Below are 18032 nucleotides of genomic sequence, written 5' to 3' on the forward strand. Positions count from 1 at the left end.
AATTTTAGGGGGCAATGAAAAAGATGTTATTTTGTAATGAATGTGGAACACAGCTAAAGGAGGGTGCAGCCTTTTGTCCTTCTTGTGGAACAGTTGTTAAAGGTCAAGCACCAGCAACAACTCAGATTTCACAACAACCAGTGCCAGCACAAAAAATGGCAAAAAAAACAAAGATGCTGTTAATTGGAATTGGTGCTGCGGTTATTTTACTATTTAGTGCTTATAAAACAGGGGAAACCTTAACAGACAAGAACCGAATGATTGAAAGCTTTGAAAAGGCGCTTATCGATGGAGATCAGAAGAAAGTAGCGAAACTGCTCCATTCGGATGATCCTCAGTTATCGATTAGTGAATCGAGTGTAAAGGGCTTTGTAAGCTATTATAAAAAACACCCTGATGAGGTTAGCGACTTAATCGATAATTTAGAGGAGCAGTCCAAGTATTTGGACAATCATACTTACAGAAGTAGTAATGATTTAATTGATTTCTTTGCTGAAGGAAATTTGGATAACGGTGTTATAAATTTGAAGAAGGATGGGAAAACCGCACTTTTCTTTGATAAATATACATTAGAAGTAGAAGAAGTATTTGTAACGATTACTACGAACTACAAAGATACTCAATTATCGTTTGATGGCAAAGAAATCGGTAAAGCTGATGAAGATGATTTTCAACATACTTATGGTCCATATCTTCCAGGTAACTATAAGGTACAAGCAACATTAAAAACAGATTTTGTTGATTTAAAAAAATCGGAAAATATTTCACTTGTAAACAGCGGTAACGAGGTTGAGCTTGATATGTACTTGGATGGAGTAGATGTGACGGTTAATCTTGATTCCTTTGATCCTAGTGTAAAAGCGACATTATTTATTGATGGTAAAGATGTGAAGATTAATCCGATTGAAACCCCAACCTTTGGCCCTGTGCTAGTCGATGGCACGATGAACATTCAGGTTGAGGCAACATTGCCATGGGGAAAGGTTAAAACAGCTGAAATTCCGATTACAGATCGTGAGGTTCCCGTTAATCTTGGTCAAAGCAGTGAGCTTCAGGATGCGATCTTTAATCAAATTGCTACGTATTCAACTGAAAATTTAGTTGCGTTTACTACAGGAAGTACGAATAAATTAACAACAGTAACAGACAGTTACAAAGATGTCATTGCAGAGAGCATTGCTTATAGCCAGGAGATGGAGCAATATTATAAAGGCCAATACTTAGGCACAATATTTGCCCTCGATTCGCTCAATGTTTATTTTTCTGAAGATAAATGGGTTGCTGATGTAGAGGTGCTGCAAAGCTATAATGAGGGATTATATTATGAGGGAGTAACACCTGAATTAGAGAAAGTGGAAGTAAACAGAAGGTATTCTCTTGAGTATAATGAGAAGCAAAAGAAATGGTTAATTAATGGGATGGAGTCTTCCTTTGGATATGGAACAGAGCATGTGAAGGAAATAAAAGAAAAAGATCCAAAAATGTATCAAACAAATTGGGGAAATAGTACAATTTCAACTGAGGCATCAACAGATAAAATTGCTTCATTTGTTGAGGAATATATGTATGCAAGTGTTGCTGCTATAAATGCAGAAGATTTTTCTTTAGTAGAGGGGTATATTGACCCTTCAGGTAAAAAGTACAATGAACAAAAGGAATACACAACCTATTTAAATGAAAAAGGGATTACAGAGGACCTGTTAAGTATTGAAATTGAAGAAGTAAAAAAGCTTGATGATACAACATACCAAGTGACTTCTTTTGATGAATATACAATTTATCAACAAGACGGTAGTGAGGAAGATGCTAGCTATAAAACGGTACAAATTGTAAAAATTCTTCCTGACGGATCGTTTGGAATCAATGAATTAATAAGCACTGATAAGCAATAATAAATTTTATTCGTATTTTAAAAATCATATTATCTAAACCATCAAAGGAAACGAAGCCTTCGATGGTTTTTATTATATTTGGGACTATTTATAATGGGTGTGTATTTATCAATACTATAATGTAAGCATTTAAAACATTCTTAATAATAAAGGAATCACTACTTTTTTGCGGAATAAGGTAAAGAGGCTGTGTTAAAAGGAGGAAAAAAATGGCGCAAATAAAAATCTACGGATTGAAGGAAAAGCTAAATCCGATTAAACAAGAGTTATCAAATATTATTCATTCATGTGTTGTTGAAGCGTTTGAATATCCGGTTGAAAAAAGATTCCATCGCTTTTTCCCGCTTGAAAGGGAGGATTTTTATTTTCCTGAGGAGAGATCAGATGCTTATACTGTTATTGAAATAAGCATTTTTGAAGGCAGATCAATTAGCGCAAAGAAAAACCTTATTAACCTATTGAATCAACAAATCAATGAAGTATTAGAAATACGGACGATTGATTTAGAAATAACCATCTTTGAAACACCAAAACATAACTGGGGCATAAGAGGCGTACCAGGTGATGAATTGGTGTTAAATTATAAGGTAGAGCTTTAAGCTTTTGTTTATTTCTATATTTGTCGTTTTTAATGACACCAATAACTAGAAGTTTTCCGTTGTAGGCATTTAGCAAGAAAAGCGGGGTCTATGTTTGTCCTATTAATCAGGTGAAATATTAATGAATGTACTTACCAATTAGCTTCTCACGTATTTATTGCTCCCAGGCTGTTTCTTTATCTGATTCCATGCATCTATTGCATCCTGACGCTTTCGGCCTTTGTTTGCAGGGTCAGAAAAATAGTCACGAAAAAATTGATTGTATTGAAATTGGGAGCCAATTTTTGTTTGATAGGAAGGATCCTTTTTTCGTTCTTCCTCTTCATACCAGGCTTCAATGGCTTCTCGATAGGTTTTCCCGATATTTTCCTTGAAAAATTTTTGAATATAAGTAGAAAAGTGAAAGGTTGGACCAATAATGGATTTGAAAAAGGCCCTTACTTCCTGGCTACAGCGATGGTTTTCATTAATAACTGTTTCCAAGCTTAGCTCGATGTTTTTGTCATTTTGACGGCTTAATGTACGATTTGGTTTGATAATAGTTCCTGTTCTTAAAAACTCATCAATTCTTTCCGTAAGTTCTTCCTTTGAGCCTGTTGGACTTAATCCATGTTGTTTACAAAAGGCTTGGAGCTCCTTTTTTAGCCAATAATATTGTTTGAATTCGTCTAAATGGATATTTTTTGTAAGTGGTGGACGCATTTTGTTCTCCTCTCCAAATATTACCACCATTATAGAACGTATGTTTCTAGCCGTCAACAAAAAACTGTTCAATCTATCATTAGATTAAACAGCTTGATTCATTTAATAATATTTCAGCTTTGTCTTTTGTTTGGATTTTTCTTGATTCCAATATTTCCTCATTTTTAAGCAAACGAGAAAGATAATCCCGATAAATAAAATACTTACGAAAAAGCCTGGACGAATGGCTCTTTCAAGTAGTGTTCCCGTAATGGCTGCGACAATTAATGCGATACCGATATATGATAATACTTTGCTCCAGCCTTTACTTTTTAATATTCGTAGTGAAGAGATGATGATAAAAAACCAATTATATAAAATGAGAATCCCAGCAGCTGTTGTTATATACTCGTAAATTTTCCCAGGTAATAGTAATGCGGTAATAATAGATGCGAGTAAACCAACCGTTGCAAGTCCAAGTGATGCCAATGGAAGGTTTTTAAATTTAAGCTTTTTTGCAAATACCTTTGGTGCATCACCATCTTTAGATAATGTAACTAATAAATTTGTGACACCGTAAAGGGAAGCCGTCATCGTTGAAAATCCAGCAATGATAATGGCCCCATTAAAAACATGTGGGAAAAAAGGTAGATTATAATTTGTTAACGCAGTTACAAACGGGCTTTCCTTTTCGTGAAATAAATCGATGGATACTAACGAAACAGCGAGTCCAAGTGATAGCACGTAAACGGTTGTTAAACCGAGTAGCATAATTTTTCCTGATTTCGGTGCATCTGAGCGATCCTTAAGCTGCATCGCCATCAATCCAATTACTTCAATCCCTCCATAGGCATAATACGCATAAATAAGCGAAGCCCAAAATCCTCTAAATCCATCATGAAAAAGCTCATTCATCTTAAGCGGGAACCCATTTGGATTTTTATCACTATGAATCCAGCCAAATAGGGCAGCAATTGCTAAAATAATGAACATAATAATCGCGGAAAATTTAATGATCGCCAAGAGGTTTTCAATTTTATCGAAACCACTTGTTCCAGTTAAGACGACGATAATCGCTAAAAGCGCGTACATTGATGCGAATAACCATAGAGGGACATTCGGAAACCAAAAGCGTGAAAGAATCGATAGCGCCGTTAACTGACTTCCCATAATAAGAATGTTAGAGCACCAGTAATTCCATCCACAGCTAAAACCAGCCCATTTTCCATATGCCTTTCTTGCATAGTAACAAAACGAGCCCTCTTGAGGATCCTCAGCAGTCATTTTTGCAAGTACATTAAAAACGGTATATGTACCTAAGGCAGCAAGAAGAAAGGAAAAAACAATCGATGGTCCTGTAATGCCAACACCGATTCCTGAGCCAAGGAAATATCCTGTACCAATCGTACAGCCAACACCGACGATTGACAATTGCCACCATTTCAATTTTCCTTCATCTGACTCCTTACTAGACTTCTGATTAGAAGCCCCGGGACTGCAGCTTACTTTACTCATATGATCCCTCCTTTGCAAAAAAAATTAAGGTAAGAAGAAAATGTATGAAATTCGAACGAATAAGAACAAGCTTTTTTTTGCTCCCACCACAACCTGAGAGAAAAAAGTGGGTGGGGGAGCAATGGGAAATAATTAAACAAGCGAATCAAAGGAAAAGCCATCTATTGAAGCTATTTTGCCTCGCCACCAAGTCCCGTTATGCGCATCCTCATGAGCTCTATTAATATATTTCGCATCCTTTAAGTGAATATATGTTGGGGAAAATTGTTCAGCTTCTTCCTTAGCTTCCTCATCCTTTTGTTTTGCATATGCTTCCTTCAAATCGTTAAATTTTTTAGAAATGATTTTCGACATTGTCGTATCAGGCAATTTCTTCGATGCTTCCGTTATTCCTTCATAATAGGCAGTTGCGCCAATGAGTGTCCCGGAAATGATCGCACCATTTACACTTAGTGATACTTTTACCTCAACCCCATCTTCTTCGACTAATTGTAAGAACATAAGGATGACTGCATCATCCGTACTCATTTGCTCTGGCTCTTTCGCCATGAACCTCACCTCTTTTTAAGTAGATATTGGTTATAATGCCCGTTATTTTAATGAAAAACCAAAGAAAAAAATCCAGTTAAAGCAAGTGGTTTCGATTTGAATAGTCATAGCATTCGGTGCTTTTCATATAATGTACAAGTTGTCCCATTCTTATTAATAATTGATAAGGGGAAAGTTGATATGAAAAGAGTGGTGAAAGGTTGAATACTAGTATTATTATTAGCTACATTTTATTAGGGATTTCCCTAGCAGCACCGATTGGACCCGTTAATTCTGTCAGACTTGATAAAGGAATAAAAAATGGTTTTTGGCATGCTTGGATTGTCGGTGCTGGTTCGATGATTGCTGATGCCCTGTTTATGCTGCTCGTTTACTTAGGGATGGTTCAGTTTTTAGATATTCCAATCGTGCAAATCTTTCTTTGGTTATTTGGCGGTTTTATTCTTATTTATTCAGGTGTCGAAAGCATAATTGGCGTCAATTCTGTCAATCTAACGTACAGTCGTAAGAAAGAGTCATTAACAAAATGCTTTATGACAGGCTTTATTATGTCGATAACAAGTCCATTATCGATTTTGTTTTGGTTAGGAATATATGGTTCAGTATTAGCAAAAACTGCACAATCAACTGGTACAAGCCAATTATTACTTTACAGTTGTATGATTTTTGTCGGTCTAACGATTTGGGATGTGTTTGTTGCAGCTCTTACTACATTTTTTCGTAGGTTTTTAAATGATACGAGCCTAAAGGTTATATCGATTATTTCAGGGATTTCCCTGCTTGGCTTTGGTATTTATTTTGGATACCAAGGAATGATCGCATTAATTCCTTAAGAATCTTGATACGGTTTTTCGGTTCGCTTCGTTTTATCATCGTGAGTTGGGTGTGAGCCAGGAAATTCCCTTTGGAGATTTTCATGTAAATTACGATTTTCGTATGCAAAATTACTATAATATTGTTGGCCATCTTCCCATGGAGTGCTTTTATTTTCTACCTTTTCATCCTTGCGAATAGGGGAACCATATGGACCATCTGGATATTCCTCCGCCGTTAGAAAATTCCTTTGTTTTTCAACATTTGAAAAATCCGTGTATTCTTCGTCATGATTTGGCATAGATTCACCACCTCCAATATCGTTAATGATAGTGTGACCATTTTAAGGTGGAATATGAAAGCGAAAAGAATGGAGAATTTTCTGATTTTCCTGTAAGATGGGATAAAAAGTAAAAGAAATACGTTTTAGGTTGGGGAGAGTAGGCAATGAAGAAAATAATTGAATTAGAGGATGTTTCTTTAAGGAGAGATGGTCACTGGCTTTTAAAGGATATTAACTGGCATATCCAAAAGGGTGAGCATTGGGTTCTTTATGGATTGAATGGAGCAGGAAAAACTGCCTTATTAAATATGCTTTGTGCTTATTATTTTCCGACGAGTGGACATGTTGAGGTATTAGGGAAGGTATTTGGCAGGGATTATTTAGCAGAAAAGCTAAGACAAAAAATCGGGTTAGTTTCCGCGAAGCTGCAACAAAAGCTTTATCCTTCTGATACGGCCTATCAAATTGTCTTAAGCGGTTCGTTTGCCTCTATCGGTTTATACGAAGAGGTAACAGATGAAATGAGACAAAAGGCGATTCGGCTATTAGATGAACTGCATTGTTTACCTTATGCAGATCGTACATATGAAACACTCTCACAAGGAGAAAAACAAAGAGTATTAATTGCTAGAGCTTTAATGGCTGATCCGGAGCTGCTTATACTAGATGAGCCGACGACTGGCTTAGATTTTCTGGCACGTGAACAGCTTCTAGAATCACTTCAAGTTATCCATGAAAAAGAAAATGCTCCGACTTTATTGTACGTCACACATCATGTTGAAGAAATCCTGCCAATATTTACTCACACATTATTATTAAAAAATGGCGAAGTATTTGATGCAGGGCTGACCGAGAATATGATTTCAGAGGAAAGACTTTCAAAGCTATTTGAATGTGAAGTTTTTGTTACTTGGGAGAATGGACGTGCGAATTTAAGGAGAAAATAAAATAGTGCTTTTAAAAAGATGGTGAAATAAGTTAAGTTCATCATCTTTTTTATGTCGATTTTAGAAGAATTGATATAGGTTCAATTTTTGAATGAAGGAAACATTTTTGACCTTCTATCACTAGTATAGAATAGTGAAACAAGATTGCCGTAGACCCACACGCTTTCGAATTGATATGATGTTCAAGTAATAAAAAGTGGAGGGCAAATGATGGAAACAAAAGTAAATGATTTAAAATTAGGCGAGCGTGGGGTAATTATAAGTATCATTACATATATCGTTTTATCTGCGTTAAAATTATTCGTTGGATATATAGCTCATTCTGAGGCATTGAAAGCGGATGGTCTAAATAACGCGACAGATATTATTGCCTCTGTTGCTGTACTTATTGGGTTAAAGGTATCGCAAAAGCCAGCAGATAAAGACCATCCATATGGACATTGGAAGGCAGAAACCGTCGCATCGATGGTGGCATCATTTATTATGGCTGTCGTTGGTTTTCAAGTATTATATAACGCAATTCTCTCGGTTTTCGATGGTCAACAAGAATCACCTGATTTAATTTCAGCGTGGACAGGACTTTTTAGTGCGGTCGTTATGTTTTTCGTATATCGCTATAATCGAAATCTTGGGCGGAAAATAAATAGTCAGGGACTAATGGCTGCTGCAAAGGATAATTTATCAGATGCTTTAGTAAGTGTCGGGACAGTAATAGGTATTATCGGTTCACAATTTGGTCTTCCATGGTTAGATCCGATTACAGCTGTTCTAGTAGGAATTATCATTTGTAAAACGGCATGGGAAATTTTTCGCGATACATCACACCATTTAACAGATGGATATGATATCGAGAAAATGGATGTATATAAAGAAACGGTCCTCTCGATGCCTGGTGTAAAAGGTGTTAAAGATATTAAGGCAAGGGCGTACGGAAACAATTCAGTCGTCGATATCGTCATTCTCGTTAATTCTAATTTAGGTATCCGAGATGCCCATGATATATCAACTGCTGTTGAAAATGAGCTGAAAAAGGTGCATGGAATTTATGATGTGATTGTCCATGTCGAGCCTAATTAAAGTTAGACAATGAATAGAAAATGTTTCATGGTAGCAAGATAATCATTGATAAAGTGACGACTAACGCTTTAACGATGATAGGAGGCTTAATGCATGGAAAACAATTACGAAGGCTCATTACAAGATGCGCAAAATGAAGTGCGAAAGGCTCATGAGCAATTGCAAATTGAACAAGATCATCTACTGCAAGCAGAGCAGCAGGTACAAACAGAGATCCATCAGTTAAAAGAAGCACAGCAACGCGTGAAAAAGGAGCAGCTTGATCTGCAAAATGCCCAAATGAAGCTTCAAGAGGCCCAAGCAATTGCAATGGAGCTGCAAAATAAGATTAATGAATAACACATATCCAAGTTAAGAGCTACAAGATGTTAGCTCTTTTTATTTTTTTGGAATGAGAGAAGTGATAGAAGACTATCTGCAAAAATCAATTTTACTTTTAAAGTCTACCGTAACATGTTATGGTATGATAATGAAAATTACATAATTATTGAAATGCATGATGGTAGGTGTATGTTTTTATGAAAGACAAGCGTTTTAAAATCGCTCATAGGGAAGCGGTAATAGGCATTGCCCTTGTTCTATTTAATTTTATTTGGTGGTTTGGTTTTGCATATGGGATGGGCGGGGGAGACCCGACCGAGTACCGTTACATATTCGGAATGCCTGAATGGTTTTTTTATAGCTGTGTGTTAGGATTTATCGTCGTTGTTATTCTTGTTTTTATTGTAGTAAATTATATTTTCAAAGAGGTACCGTTTGAAGATGATGAGGATGGTGGAGAACAACGATGAATTGGTTAGTTATTCTTCCCTTGCTCTTATTTTTGTTCGTGATTTTCTTTGTAGGCTTTTGGGCAAATAAATATGTGTTAAAGACGGATTCTTTTATCCATGAATATTTTTTAGGCGGTAGGCAGTTAGGCGGCTTTGTCCTAGCTATGACAATGATCGCCACTTACGGGAGTGCAAGCAGCTTTATTGGTGGACCAGGTGTCGCCTATACAAAGGGCTTAGGCTGGGTGCTTTTGTCGATGGCACAGCTTGCAACAGGTTATTTTGTATTAATGGTTCTAGGAAAGAAATTTGCGATAATGGCAAGAAAGTATAATGCTGTTACGATAACTGACTTTTTAAAGGAACGATATCAAAGTAAAACAGTTGTTATTTTGTCAGCACTAAGCATCATTGTCTTTTTGTTTTCGTCAATGGCTGCACAGTGGGTTGGTGGAGCGAGATTAATTGAATCATTAACAGGCATTTCCTATACTTCGTCTTTATTTATCTTTGCTTTCTCTGTTCTTGTTTATGTTATTGTTGGTGGTTTTCGTGCAGTAGCGTTAACTGAGACAGTACAAGGGGTTGTCATGTTTCTCGGTACCGCTATCCTCTTAATCGGTACGATAATCGCTGGTGGTGGTGTCGATAAGATTATGGCAGATTTAGTTGCGGAAAATCCAAATTTAGTTTCACCTTTTGGAGCTGAGCAGGATTTAACCCCATTATATGTTTCGTCATTTTGGATTTTAGTCGGCATAGGGGTTGTTGGGCTTCCGCAAATTACGGTAAGGGCAATGTCCTATAAAGATTCGAAATCAATGCATCGCGCGATTATTATCGGTACAATTGTTATCGGTTTTATCATGCTAGGGATGCATTTAATTGGTGTGTTTGCTAGAGCGGTTATTCCTGGCATAGAGATTGGTGATAAAGTAATGCCGACATTAACCCTTACCGTGTTACCACCATTATTAGCAGGGTTTGTTTTAGCTGCTCCGATGGCGGCCATAATGTCGACTGTTGATTCACTGCTCATATTAGTTAGCTCAGCAATTACGAAAGATATTTATTTAAATTATATAAAGCCAAATGCGTCTGAAAAACAAGTGAAAAAGGTAAGCTTTTGGGTCACTTCAATTATTGGCATCGCTGTTATTCTATTTTCACTTAGCCCTCCAGATTTAATTATTTGGTTGAATTTATTTTCCTTTGGTGGATTAGAATCCGTGTTTATTTGGCCAATTGTTTTCGGTCTTTATTGGAGCAAAGGAAATAAATACGGTGCAATTACTTCAATGATCATCGGGATGGGATCGTATATTGTTTTTGATAGACTATTTCCAAATCCATTAGGAGTTCATACAGTTGTTTTACCTGTTCTTCTATCACTAATTAGTTTCGTCCTTATAAGCATATTAACTAAAAATAAAGTTCAAAAGGCCTGAGGGAATGACCTCAGGCTTTTTGCTATTTAGGCTGTTTTCGTAAGCTTTGTAGCTAGGGCGTTCCGCTACAGTTCCCTCCCTCAAGTATAAGAGTCTCGTAATACTTCAACTTACAAAAAAACAGTTAAAAAACCTGCTCTTATGAACATGGAATTATTTAGCAAAACCACTTGTATATGATAGAAAAATATAATAATGTAAAAACATACCTAATAATTCTATGTAGATATGTCACTATAGTAAGGGTTATTGAGCTTCTTGATTTATATTTAGCACGAAGAGGGATATTAGACGAAAATGAAATTGTCCGACTATACTATTAATCATAATTAACCTTCCAAAATTAATTAATAATAAACAATATTTTTTGCGCATGAGAGGTGATTTGTGTGGTACTTTGGCTTCTGCTACTGTTATTTATTTTTATACCTATATATAGCTTTATTAGAATATGCCAAAGCTTTAAGTCAACAAAACAGGAAAAGGGAAAGGGGAAAGTAAGGGTAATCGATTGCTTTTCGGCTCTGATTATTCTTTGCTTGCTTATGTTTGGCTTTTCTTTCAATGGTCAAGCTGTTAAAGGTGGCGAGACATTGCGGATCTTTGAAGTTACTGGTCAAAAGGTTAATGGATATGCATCACTAGCAAATGAATATATTGATTCTGTTATCGCGTTATTCATAGTCGGCTTTATTTGCTTTTGCCTAATTGCCTTCTTTCACGATGCATTATCACCGATACTTTATGTGTTATGCAGTACGATATTAATAATAAATATCATGTTTGCCGGAGTCTACCTTACACATACTGGCTTTTTGCATGATGGTGATTATTTCGTCGTTACCCTTTTGCAAATATCCTTTTTAGCATTATGTTTTTTATATATTGCTATATTAAAAGAGTCATTAAATCATGTTCTTACTAGTCAAAGTAAAAAGGAAATAAACGAGAGCAATCGATTTTTACTTGCTCTATATAATCTTTCGGGTCAATATCAACAGATGTCAAAGCTATGGATGATTACCTTTTTTCCCATATTGGTTATTATTCAATTCATTTTAGTGCTGTTTGGGCAACGACCAGATAGCTTGATCCGTGTGTTTCTTGAAACAAGCTCGTTTAACTATTCAATGATTCCAGCTCCAAAGCCAGAAATGGTGTCTGGAGATGGACATTATTTATGTACAGTTTCCGCTAAAGGACATAAGAAATTAGTTAGGCCAATTCGCGCGGGGATTCGAAGAGGAGAAAGGATTCCTGTAAACCGTCAATTACTAATTGCGAATGCATTCGAAAACATCCTTGAGCAGTATGTGCCAACGATCCATAAAATCATCCGCAATTTTTATGATAAATACGGTTATCCTATAAGTAAGCATATTCACTCGAAATGGTCGGCTGATATCATTTATCTTTTAATGAAGCCTTTAGAATGGTTTTTCCTTATCGTATTATATACGGTCGATAAAAATCCTGAAAATCGAATACATGTTCAGTATAGTGAGCTTCGAAAATAAAGAGTGAACGAAGGCTCCATTCACTCACAGTATCATTTATTTTGTTGTTTCAGATGTATCACTAGCATTAGTAGCTGTTGGATATGGTTCACCGTAACCTTCAACATCTCCTGAATGTTGTTTATGATAATTAGAACCTGATTGTTGACTGTTTTTCAGAGCGTTTTTTTTTGTGCCATTTTGATTTGAACGATTGGGCATTTGTTATCACCTCCTACATACATGATTAGAATGCTTAGTATTTGTTAATTTATTCATTTTAGAACAAACTTTAGCTTGCTAAAAAACGATAAAAAATATATGGTAAATTATAGATATTTAGTAGGAGGGCTCTCATTTGGACATCATATTCTCAATTATTGCTTATTTAATAGGAGTATTTATTCTATATGTTGTAATTGAAACAGCTGTAAGAAAGGGAATAAATAGCTCAATCATTGGAAAATTTCTCGAAGATAAATATGGGATAAAAGAAGAAAAGAAGTCATTTCTTGATAATGATTTAGATAATTAATAGTTTGCAAATTTAAGAGGACGATTTTTCAATTTCTATAAAAGCGACAATTAAATTGGTAATCTAGTGTATACATCAATAACGTAAATAAACTTAAATTGGAGGAACACATGCCAATTATTGAAACAGAAAATTTATTGTTACATACGTTTACAAAGGAAATGATGAAGGCGATTCTACATCATCAGCCTGAAAAGCTTCCTTTTAAACAAGCGAAGGACTGGCCGTTGCCAGTATATCTTGAACTATTTCCATACAAAATTGACCGCTTTACGGTAAAGCCTGAAGAGGAAAGCTGGGAATGGATAATTATCCATAAAAAAGACAAAGTGATTATAGGTGATATCGGATTTAAGGGTGGCCCAAATGAAAAGGGAGAAATTGATATCGGCTACAGTATTGTGCAAGAATATCGGGGAAAAGGCTATGCAACCGAAAGTGGAAAAGCCCTTGTTCAATGGGGGCTTTCCCAACAAAATGTAAAAAAGGTAACAGCAACATGTAACCCACATAATCTTGCATCTAAAAGAGTTTTAGAGAAGATTGGGCTTCATATCGTCTTGGAAACTACCGAATCAATTTATTGGTCTAGTTAAAAATGTTTTCGGAGCATAAGCTAGCCATCATGAACTGAGAGGATCAAACTCTACTAAGAAGTATGATCCTTCTCTTTGAATAGATAATAGGGCTTTCTTTAGTATACTCCACTTCGTTTAGCTGTAGCTTTTAACCCATAAGTATCATTTATAATGTAATCTCCCCACCATGTTAAGCTTGTACCGGCCCAATCATTAGACATATCTAAGTAACTTAATTCAGAGTTATTTCCTTTCCAGGACCATGCTAACCAACCAACACCACGTTGCTGTGAATAGCTTAATATTGTTTGTTCATCAACATTTCCATTTGAATGCCAATGGGCGAATTCACCAATAATCAAAGCTAATCCTTGATTTATGACACCATCAATATTTGCTTTAACAGTTGCTGAATCAGCTCCAGCATACTCATACATATGGATGGAGAACATCGTGTTCTTCAAAGGATCAGAATTAAACACATCTTTTCCATAGTTATGAATGGAAGCGGGATATTGTCCCCAGCCTGCAGCATCAACTATTAACGTATGTTTTAATCCCGCATTTCTTAGCTTCGGAATCGCCTGCTTGTAGCCATTTGCCCAATTAGCTCCATCCCACGTACCATACCATTCATTTGCAATATTAATAATAACTTTATCTTCCTTTCCTATAAGTGCATCTTTAATGCTTATCCAATAATCGACTGCGCTGTTTAATGAGGTGAAGTCATCCTTACCAGTTGCATCATGAACCTCTAAAACAGCAATAAGCTTGTTCTGTTCGGCAAGAGTAATAAGATTTTTGACAGTATTAATATCATCCCTTGTATACTGGGTGCCATTTGATAGAACAATTCTTACAGTATTTGCTCCTGAAGCAGCGATAGCACGGATTGCGGTTGCTGAATCATTTTTAAACCAGGAATGTCCATGGTTCACGCCTCTCATAACAAATGGCTTACCAGTTGCATCATATAGGGTATTTCCGCTTACATAAAAACCGGTAGCTGCTTTTGCCTCTGGATGGAAGAAAAACAGGGATGTAGAGAAAACAAAAAAGAGAGCTAATATAAATACAAAACTTTTACGAAACATCATTATTATCACCTCTAATTAATTATTTATTTCAACCCTTTCTTTTCGCCGAATCACACTCCTTTCTTAAGAAAGGGTTAAAAGTATAGATAGCGCTTTCAAAATAAGGTAATAATATAAAGATATGTCTTAATCGTTAACTTAACTAGTTGCAATTATTATTTTATCAGTGCTATTTATAAAAGAAAATATAATTTTGGGAAAATCAGAAAAATGGATATTTTTTCGTAGGATTATCAATCATTATTGTGACTTTAGTCGTTATAATTGAACGAAAGGGAATTTGAAAAGAGTTAGCTAATCGAATGCTTAATGTAAGTGGATAGAAGCTTGGGGAAGAAAATAATAACAATAGGAGGGGATTACTATTCCCCTCTATAATCAATCTATTTTTTACGTGCTATTCTAAATCCATTATCAATTTTCTCAAAGCCAATACGTGGATAGTAATCCATTGCAATCGGAGAAGATAATAAAATAAGGGCAACCGTTTCTCCTAATTCTTCCTGTAGCAGTTCGACTAAGTGATTTCCAATCCCTTTATGTTGATAGGCTTTATCGACTGCTAAATCAGATAAGTAACAGCAATAGCAATAATCTGTAATAGCTCTGGCAATCCCAACTAATTTATTTTGATCCCAAGCGGTAAAGGTGAGATCGGCGTTGTCAATCATCTGCTTGATTCTTGGTAAATCATCAGCAGGGCGTTTAATCCCAGATTCTTTGAAAACATTTGCAACATCCTTTGGATCAAGTGGTACATTTAATTTGTATGTAAGCTGTACATTGCTTTCCAAATAAGTCTCCTCCTTATTGCATAGATTGTTATTATTCTAACATTTTTTAGGCATATAAAAAGCTATTTTAAAGGAAAAATGGGGGACTTACTAAAGGGTATTCCTATATAAATAAAAGGCTATTTTCGTAAACTTATTGCTTTTTACTTAATTGTGGTTTTGGTTGAAGGTCACAATAGTACTCACTTTCCGCGAAGTACCTGCTTATGTCTCACCTCTATCATGCATCCCGCAGAAGTGTTGCAAGTAACTCCAATCAACTCTTATGCAAAAATAACAATCTTTTCAGAAAAAGAGCTAAATAAAAAGACATGGATTAAATAGAAATCCATGTCTCGTTTTTATTAAAATTGTTTAGCAACAGCAGCAGCTTCGTCAAGACCTTTTGCAATAATGCCTTCTGCTTCATTAGGGAATTGGTTATGACCTTCAATGATGACAGAAGTAATGTCTGTTACTCCCCAGAAGCTTAGCATTGCATTCACATAGTTAACAGCCATTTCTGAGGACTTTGCAGGACCCTCTGAATAAATGCCGCCCCTTGCATTTAAAAGAGCAACCTTTTTATCAGGAAGTAAGCCAACTGGACCTTCAGCTGTATAGCGGAATGTTTTTCCTGCTTGTGCTAAATAATCTAAATATGTGTGAAGAACAGCTGGTACTGTAAAGTTCCATAATGGGAATGCAAATACAATTTTATCAGCATTTAAAAATTGATTTAAGTATTTAGTAACTAAATCAGTTGCTTCCTTTTCTGCTGGTGTAAGGTCATACCCATTTGCAAGCTTATACATACCGTTAATTTTGTCATTATCATAGTATGGTAAATTTTCTGCGAATAAATCTAGCTCTGTAATAACATCATCTGGATGAGCTTCTTTGTAGCTATCAAGGAAAGTGTGGTATAGCTTTACACTTACTCCCTGTTCAATAGGTCGATTGTTTGCTTTAATAAATAATACGTTTGCCATTAAAAAAAACCTCCAAAAATAATAAGTATTTCAAACTTTATTAGTTGTTACAGCAACAAATGTAAGGGGGAAAAGTCCAATCTAACTGAAGGAGCGGACATTTTCGGTGATTTTCGAAAGCAGTCTATCTAATTCTAATAGCTCTTCATTCGTCAGTCCATTTCGTACGATCTCATTGAACTGTTCGGCAATAGGAATCACACTAGTACCAAGCTCCTTGCCACATTCAGTTAGATAAAGCTTTACTGAGCGGCGATCATTCGGACATTCGCTTCGCTTAATAAACCCTTTTTTTTCAAGACTAGATGCCATTCTTGCAATGTTCGTCTTATCTTTATCTAACCTTCTGACAAGCTCGTTCTGTGTTAATCCATCATTTTCCCATAGAAGCATCATAATGAGGTTCTGTTCGGGTGCCAAATTAAACGGTTCTAATTTCGCTTTTATAAAGCTACTAAGAAGCAAATCAGTTTTGTGTATTTTAATACTTATATAATCCTGAAACGAAAATTTCAAGTGAATCCCTCTTTTTAGTTGCTATACATACTAAATATAAGTGTAAGTATAAATAGTACGATGATAGATGTCAATCATAAAGAACTTAGCTGATTTGGCACAATGATAGGATGTGTTTTAATGATGAAAAATAAGGCTGGTAAATTTTAAAAAACAATCGTATAGGATAAGTGCTAAGTTTTGTTAAATATGCAACCATACAGTTCAAATGTTTCTTCTCTTTATAAAGGATTTTTACTATTGTAAAAGGATAAAACAATAGTTGACTTTAGCAACTATATTGTTTTATCCTTTTCTTATAGTTGACAAAGTCAATTATTTTAAAGTCAAGGAGTTGATTAGATATGACAAATTTAACTGTTTCAAATGTATCAGAAGTTAGAAAGTTTAATCGTTTTTATACTAACGTTTTAGGGTTTTTAAATGAATATATTTATGACAGCCCATTTTCTTTAACTGAAACTCGTATTTTATTTGAAATTTATAACACTAGTAATTGTACTGCCAAATTTATTCAGGAAAAATTAGAATTGGATGGTGGTTATGTAAGTAGAATTACTAAAAAATTCGAAAAGGAAAAGATGATTTATAAACAAAAGTGTAAAGAAGACGGACGTAATCATTTTTTATATGTGACAGAGCATGGGAAATTAATTTATAAAGAGTTGGAGAAAAAGGCGAACCAACAAGTAGAATATATTCTTGAAAATTTAGATCATGTTCAACAGCAAAAGCTTGTCTCTTCTATGAACACGATACAAGAAATACTCTCTCATTCATTTAATAAAAAGGAAGATGTTATTTCTATTAGGAGTTATTACACTTCTGAAGATGTAGCAAACATGATTGAAAAGCAATGGTCATTTTATAACCAAGTATATAAGTGGGATGAAAGTTTCTTATCCTATCTTCATGAGACATTTGAAGCTGAAATAGAAAAAATTTGGATAGCTGAAATAGGTGGACAATTTGCAGGTTGTATTGGTTTGGTAAATGATGATAAACAAGTAGGGCAGTTAAGGTGGTTCTTGGTAAACCCGGTATTTCAAAAAAGGGGAGTAGGGACTCAACTTATCAAGTCGATTGTTGATTATTGCAAAGAGCATAATTATGAAAGAATTTTTCTTTGGACAGTTAGTGATATGCTGATTGCAAGACCATTATATGAGAAATTTGGTTTTAAAATGACTGAAGTAAAAGAGGAACAATTATTATGGGGGCAAAAGCTTGTTGAGGAACGTTGGGATTTGGAATTAACATGATAGAGTACCTAACAATCAACACAAACTGATAAAAGAAATAGTATAGAATAAATCCATTTACAGTTGAAGATTTTAAAAAAAGAATCAAATGTAAAAATATAGCTTTGAGACTTCGACAAAAGAAAGTTAGTAACAAATGTGTTAAGCAATTAGCAAACCACCCGTCATTACGACGGGTGGTTGATTTGTTGTTTGCAAGCTAG

At 35.3% G+C, this 18032-nt stretch carries 21 protein-coding genes; 12 read left to right on the plus strand and 9 right to left on the minus strand.

Features of this window, described 5'->3' with window-relative positions:
- Positions 1 to 14 precede the first annotated feature (14 nt).
- Both ACTJJ9_RS09370 and ACTJJ9_RS09375 read left to right on the plus strand, forming a co-directional pair.
- Positions 15 to 1892, plus strand: coding sequence for a TcaA 3rd/4th domain-containing protein (locus tag ACTJJ9_RS09370; RefSeq protein ID WP_145580733.1), 1878 nt, complete (start codon positions 15 to 17; stop codon positions 1890 to 1892).
- A 209-nt stretch (positions 1893 to 2101) separates the two neighbouring features.
- Complete coding sequence (locus tag ACTJJ9_RS09375) at positions 2102 to 2491, plus strand: tautomerase family protein (RefSeq protein ID WP_095299966.1); 390 nt, start codon at positions 2102 to 2104, stop codon at positions 2489 to 2491.
- A gap of 138 nt (positions 2492 to 2629) precedes the next feature.
- Here ACTJJ9_RS09375 and ACTJJ9_RS09380 read toward each other — a convergent pair whose 3' ends face one another.
- The 3 genes from ACTJJ9_RS09380 to gvpU form a co-directional block, all read right to left on the minus strand.
- The gene (locus ACTJJ9_RS09380; protein ID WP_145580734.1) at positions 2630 to 3193 is read right to left on the minus strand and encodes a DUF6434 domain-containing protein; all 564 of its coding nucleotides are present in this window, start codon (positions 3191 to 3193) and stop codon (positions 2630 to 2632) included.
- Between the two features lie 102 nt (positions 3194 to 3295).
- Positions 3296 to 4687: an amino acid permease gene (locus tag ACTJJ9_RS09385; RefSeq protein WP_095299968.1), complete on the minus strand. Its 1392-nt coding sequence runs from the start codon at positions 4685 to 4687 to the stop codon at positions 3296 to 3298.
- Positions 4688 to 4819: 132 nt separating this feature from the next.
- A complete protein-coding gene (gvpU, locus tag ACTJJ9_RS09390; protein ID WP_145580735.1) occupies positions 4820 to 5236 on the minus strand; it encodes a gas vesicle accessory protein GvpU in 417 nt (138 codons plus the stop codon).
- 200 nt (positions 5237 to 5436) lie between these two features.
- Between gvpU and ACTJJ9_RS09395 the strand changes: the two genes are divergently transcribed.
- The gene (locus ACTJJ9_RS09395; RefSeq protein WP_145580736.1) at positions 5437 to 6069 is read left to right on the plus strand and encodes a LysE family transporter; all 633 of its coding nucleotides are present in this window, start codon (positions 5437 to 5439) and stop codon (positions 6067 to 6069) included.
- Here the strand turns inward: ACTJJ9_RS09395 and ACTJJ9_RS09400 are convergent.
- Positions 6066 to 6350 (minus strand): hypothetical protein, encoded by a 285-nt coding sequence (locus tag ACTJJ9_RS09400; RefSeq protein ID WP_095299971.1) that lies wholly within the window; start codon positions 6348 to 6350, stop codon positions 6066 to 6068. The genes ACTJJ9_RS09395 and ACTJJ9_RS09400 overlap by 4 nt on opposite strands.
- A gap of 146 nt (positions 6351 to 6496) precedes the next feature.
- Between ACTJJ9_RS09400 and ACTJJ9_RS09405 the strand changes: the two genes are divergently transcribed.
- The 6 genes from ACTJJ9_RS09405 to ACTJJ9_RS09430 all read left to right on the plus strand — a co-directional run bounded on the left by ACTJJ9_RS09405 (position 6497) and on the right by ACTJJ9_RS09430 (position 12094).
- Positions 6497 to 7279, plus strand: a complete 783-nt coding sequence (locus tag ACTJJ9_RS09405; protein ID WP_145580737.1) for an ABC transporter ATP-binding protein — start codon at positions 6497 to 6499, stop codon at positions 7277 to 7279.
- A gap of 207 nt (positions 7280 to 7486) precedes the next feature.
- Complete coding sequence (locus ACTJJ9_RS09410; RefSeq protein ID WP_145580738.1) at positions 7487 to 8356, plus strand: cation diffusion facilitator family transporter; 870 nt, start codon at positions 7487 to 7489, stop codon at positions 8354 to 8356.
- A 93-nt stretch (positions 8357 to 8449) separates the two neighbouring features.
- Entirely contained in the window at positions 8450 to 8695 is a 246-nt protein-coding gene (locus ACTJJ9_RS09415; RefSeq protein WP_095299974.1) for a hypothetical protein, read from the plus strand.
- A gap of 179 nt (positions 8696 to 8874) precedes the next feature.
- A complete protein-coding gene (locus ACTJJ9_RS09420) occupies positions 8875 to 9147 on the plus strand; it encodes a YhdT family protein (protein ID WP_145580739.1) in 273 nt (90 codons plus the stop codon).
- Positions 9144 to 10577 (plus strand): sodium/pantothenate symporter, encoded by a 1434-nt coding sequence (panF, locus tag ACTJJ9_RS09425; RefSeq protein ID WP_095299976.1) that lies wholly within the window; start codon positions 9144 to 9146, stop codon positions 10575 to 10577. The genes ACTJJ9_RS09420 and panF overlap by 4 nt, the downstream gene beginning before the upstream one ends.
- A 389-nt stretch (positions 10578 to 10966) precedes the next feature.
- Entirely contained in the window at positions 10967 to 12094 is a 1128-nt protein-coding gene (locus ACTJJ9_RS09430; protein ID WP_255451787.1) for a DUF6688 domain-containing protein, read from the plus strand.
- Between the two features lie 36 nt (positions 12095 to 12130).
- On the opposite strand, the gene ACTJJ9_RS09435 is transcribed toward ACTJJ9_RS09430, so the two are convergent.
- Positions 12131 to 12295, minus strand: coding sequence for a hypothetical protein (locus ACTJJ9_RS09435; protein WP_186324113.1), 165 nt, complete (start codon positions 12293 to 12295; stop codon positions 12131 to 12133).
- Positions 12296 to 12431: 136 nt separating this feature from the next.
- Here ACTJJ9_RS09435 and ACTJJ9_RS09440 point away from each other — a divergent pair, with 136 nt between their 5' ends.
- Positions 12432 to 12608, plus strand: coding sequence for a hypothetical protein (locus ACTJJ9_RS09440; protein WP_186324114.1), 177 nt, complete (start codon positions 12432 to 12434; stop codon positions 12606 to 12608).
- Between the two features lie 110 nt (positions 12609 to 12718).
- On the plus strand, positions 12719 to 13204 hold the full coding sequence (locus ACTJJ9_RS09445; protein ID WP_145580741.1) for a GNAT family N-acetyltransferase: 486 nt from the start codon (positions 12719 to 12721) through the stop codon (positions 13202 to 13204).
- Positions 13205 to 13302: 98 nt separating this feature from the next.
- On the opposite strand, the gene ACTJJ9_RS09450 is transcribed toward ACTJJ9_RS09445, so the two are convergent.
- The 4 genes from ACTJJ9_RS09450 to ACTJJ9_RS09465 form a co-directional block, all read right to left on the minus strand.
- The gene (locus ACTJJ9_RS09450) at positions 13303 to 14286 is read right to left on the minus strand and encodes a glycoside hydrolase family 5 protein (RefSeq protein ID WP_145580742.1); all 984 of its coding nucleotides are present in this window, start codon (positions 14284 to 14286) and stop codon (positions 13303 to 13305) included.
- 383 nt (positions 14287 to 14669) lie between these two features.
- A complete protein-coding gene (locus tag ACTJJ9_RS09455; RefSeq protein WP_145580743.1) occupies positions 14670 to 15080 on the minus strand; it encodes a GNAT family N-acetyltransferase in 411 nt (136 codons plus the stop codon).
- Between the two features lie 344 nt (positions 15081 to 15424).
- Entirely contained in the window at positions 15425 to 16051 is a 627-nt protein-coding gene (locus ACTJJ9_RS09460; RefSeq protein ID WP_145580744.1) for an FMN-dependent NADH-azoreductase, read from the minus strand.
- An 81-nt stretch (positions 16052 to 16132) separates the two neighbouring features.
- Positions 16133 to 16567, minus strand: a complete 435-nt coding sequence (locus ACTJJ9_RS09465; protein WP_145580745.1) for a MarR family transcriptional regulator — start codon at positions 16565 to 16567, stop codon at positions 16133 to 16135.
- Between the two features lie 344 nt (positions 16568 to 16911).
- Between ACTJJ9_RS09465 and ACTJJ9_RS09470 the strand changes: the two genes are divergently transcribed.
- Positions 16912 to 17829 (plus strand): helix-turn-helix domain-containing GNAT family N-acetyltransferase, encoded by a 918-nt coding sequence (locus ACTJJ9_RS09470; protein WP_145580746.1) that lies wholly within the window; start codon positions 16912 to 16914, stop codon positions 17827 to 17829.
- Positions 17830 to 18032 lie beyond the last annotated feature (203 nt).

The sequence above is a fragment of the Metabacillus sp. 22489 genome, assembly GCF_052044855.1.
In the GTDB taxonomy this organism is placed as follows: Bacteria; Bacillota; Bacilli; order Bacillales; family Bacillaceae; genus Metabacillus; species Metabacillus niabensis.

Bases quoted from the DNA above. Each gene is read 5' to 3' on its own strand.
- ACTJJ9_RS09415 (WP_095299974.1), top strand. From the start codon at position 8,450: ATGGAAAACAATTACGAAGGCTCATTACAAGATGCGCAAAATGAAGTG.
- ACTJJ9_RS09370 (WP_145580733.1), top strand. From the start codon at position 15: ATGAAAAAGATGTTATTTTGTAATGAATGTGGAACACAGCTAAAGGAG.
- ACTJJ9_RS09400 (WP_095299971.1), bottom strand. From the start codon at position 6,350: ATGCCAAATCATGACGAAGAATACACGGATTTTTCAAATGTTGAAAAA.
- ACTJJ9_RS09450 (WP_145580742.1), bottom strand. From the start codon at position 14,286: ATGATGTTTCGTAAAAGTTTTGTATTTATATTAGCTCTCTTTTTTGTT.
- ACTJJ9_RS09410 (WP_145580738.1), top strand. From the start codon at position 7,487: ATGATGGAAACAAAAGTAAATGATTTAAAATTAGGCGAGCGTGGGGTA.
- ACTJJ9_RS09445 (WP_145580741.1), top strand. From the start codon at position 12,719: ATGCCAATTATTGAAACAGAAAATTTATTGTTACATACGTTTACAAAG.
- ACTJJ9_RS09380 (WP_145580734.1), bottom strand. From the start codon at position 3,193: ATGCGTCCACCACTTACAAAAAATATCCATTTAGACGAATTCAAACAA.
- ACTJJ9_RS09460 (WP_145580744.1), bottom strand. From the start codon at position 16,051: ATGGCAAACGTATTATTTATTAAAGCAAACAATCGACCTATTGAACAG.
- ACTJJ9_RS09470 (WP_145580746.1), top strand. From the start codon at position 16,912: ATGACAAATTTAACTGTTTCAAATGTATCAGAAGTTAGAAAGTTTAAT.
- gvpU (WP_145580735.1), bottom strand. From the start codon at position 5,236: ATGGCGAAAGAGCCAGAGCAAATGAGTACGGATGATGCAGTCATCCTT.
- ACTJJ9_RS09435 (WP_186324113.1), bottom strand. From the start codon at position 12,295: ATGCCCAATCGTTCAAATCAAAATGGCACAAAAAAAAACGCTCTGAAA.
- panF (WP_095299976.1), top strand. From the start codon at position 9,144: ATGAATTGGTTAGTTATTCTTCCCTTGCTCTTATTTTTGTTCGTGATT.
- ACTJJ9_RS09420 (WP_145580739.1), top strand. From the start codon at position 8,875: ATGAAAGACAAGCGTTTTAAAATCGCTCATAGGGAAGCGGTAATAGGC.
- ACTJJ9_RS09375 (WP_095299966.1), top strand. From the start codon at position 2,102: ATGGCGCAAATAAAAATCTACGGATTGAAGGAAAAGCTAAATCCGATT.
- ACTJJ9_RS09385 (WP_095299968.1), bottom strand. From the start codon at position 4,687: ATGAGTAAAGTAAGCTGCAGTCCCGGGGCTTCTAATCAGAAGTCTAGT.
- ACTJJ9_RS09405 (WP_145580737.1), top strand. From the start codon at position 6,497: ATGAAGAAAATAATTGAATTAGAGGATGTTTCTTTAAGGAGAGATGGT.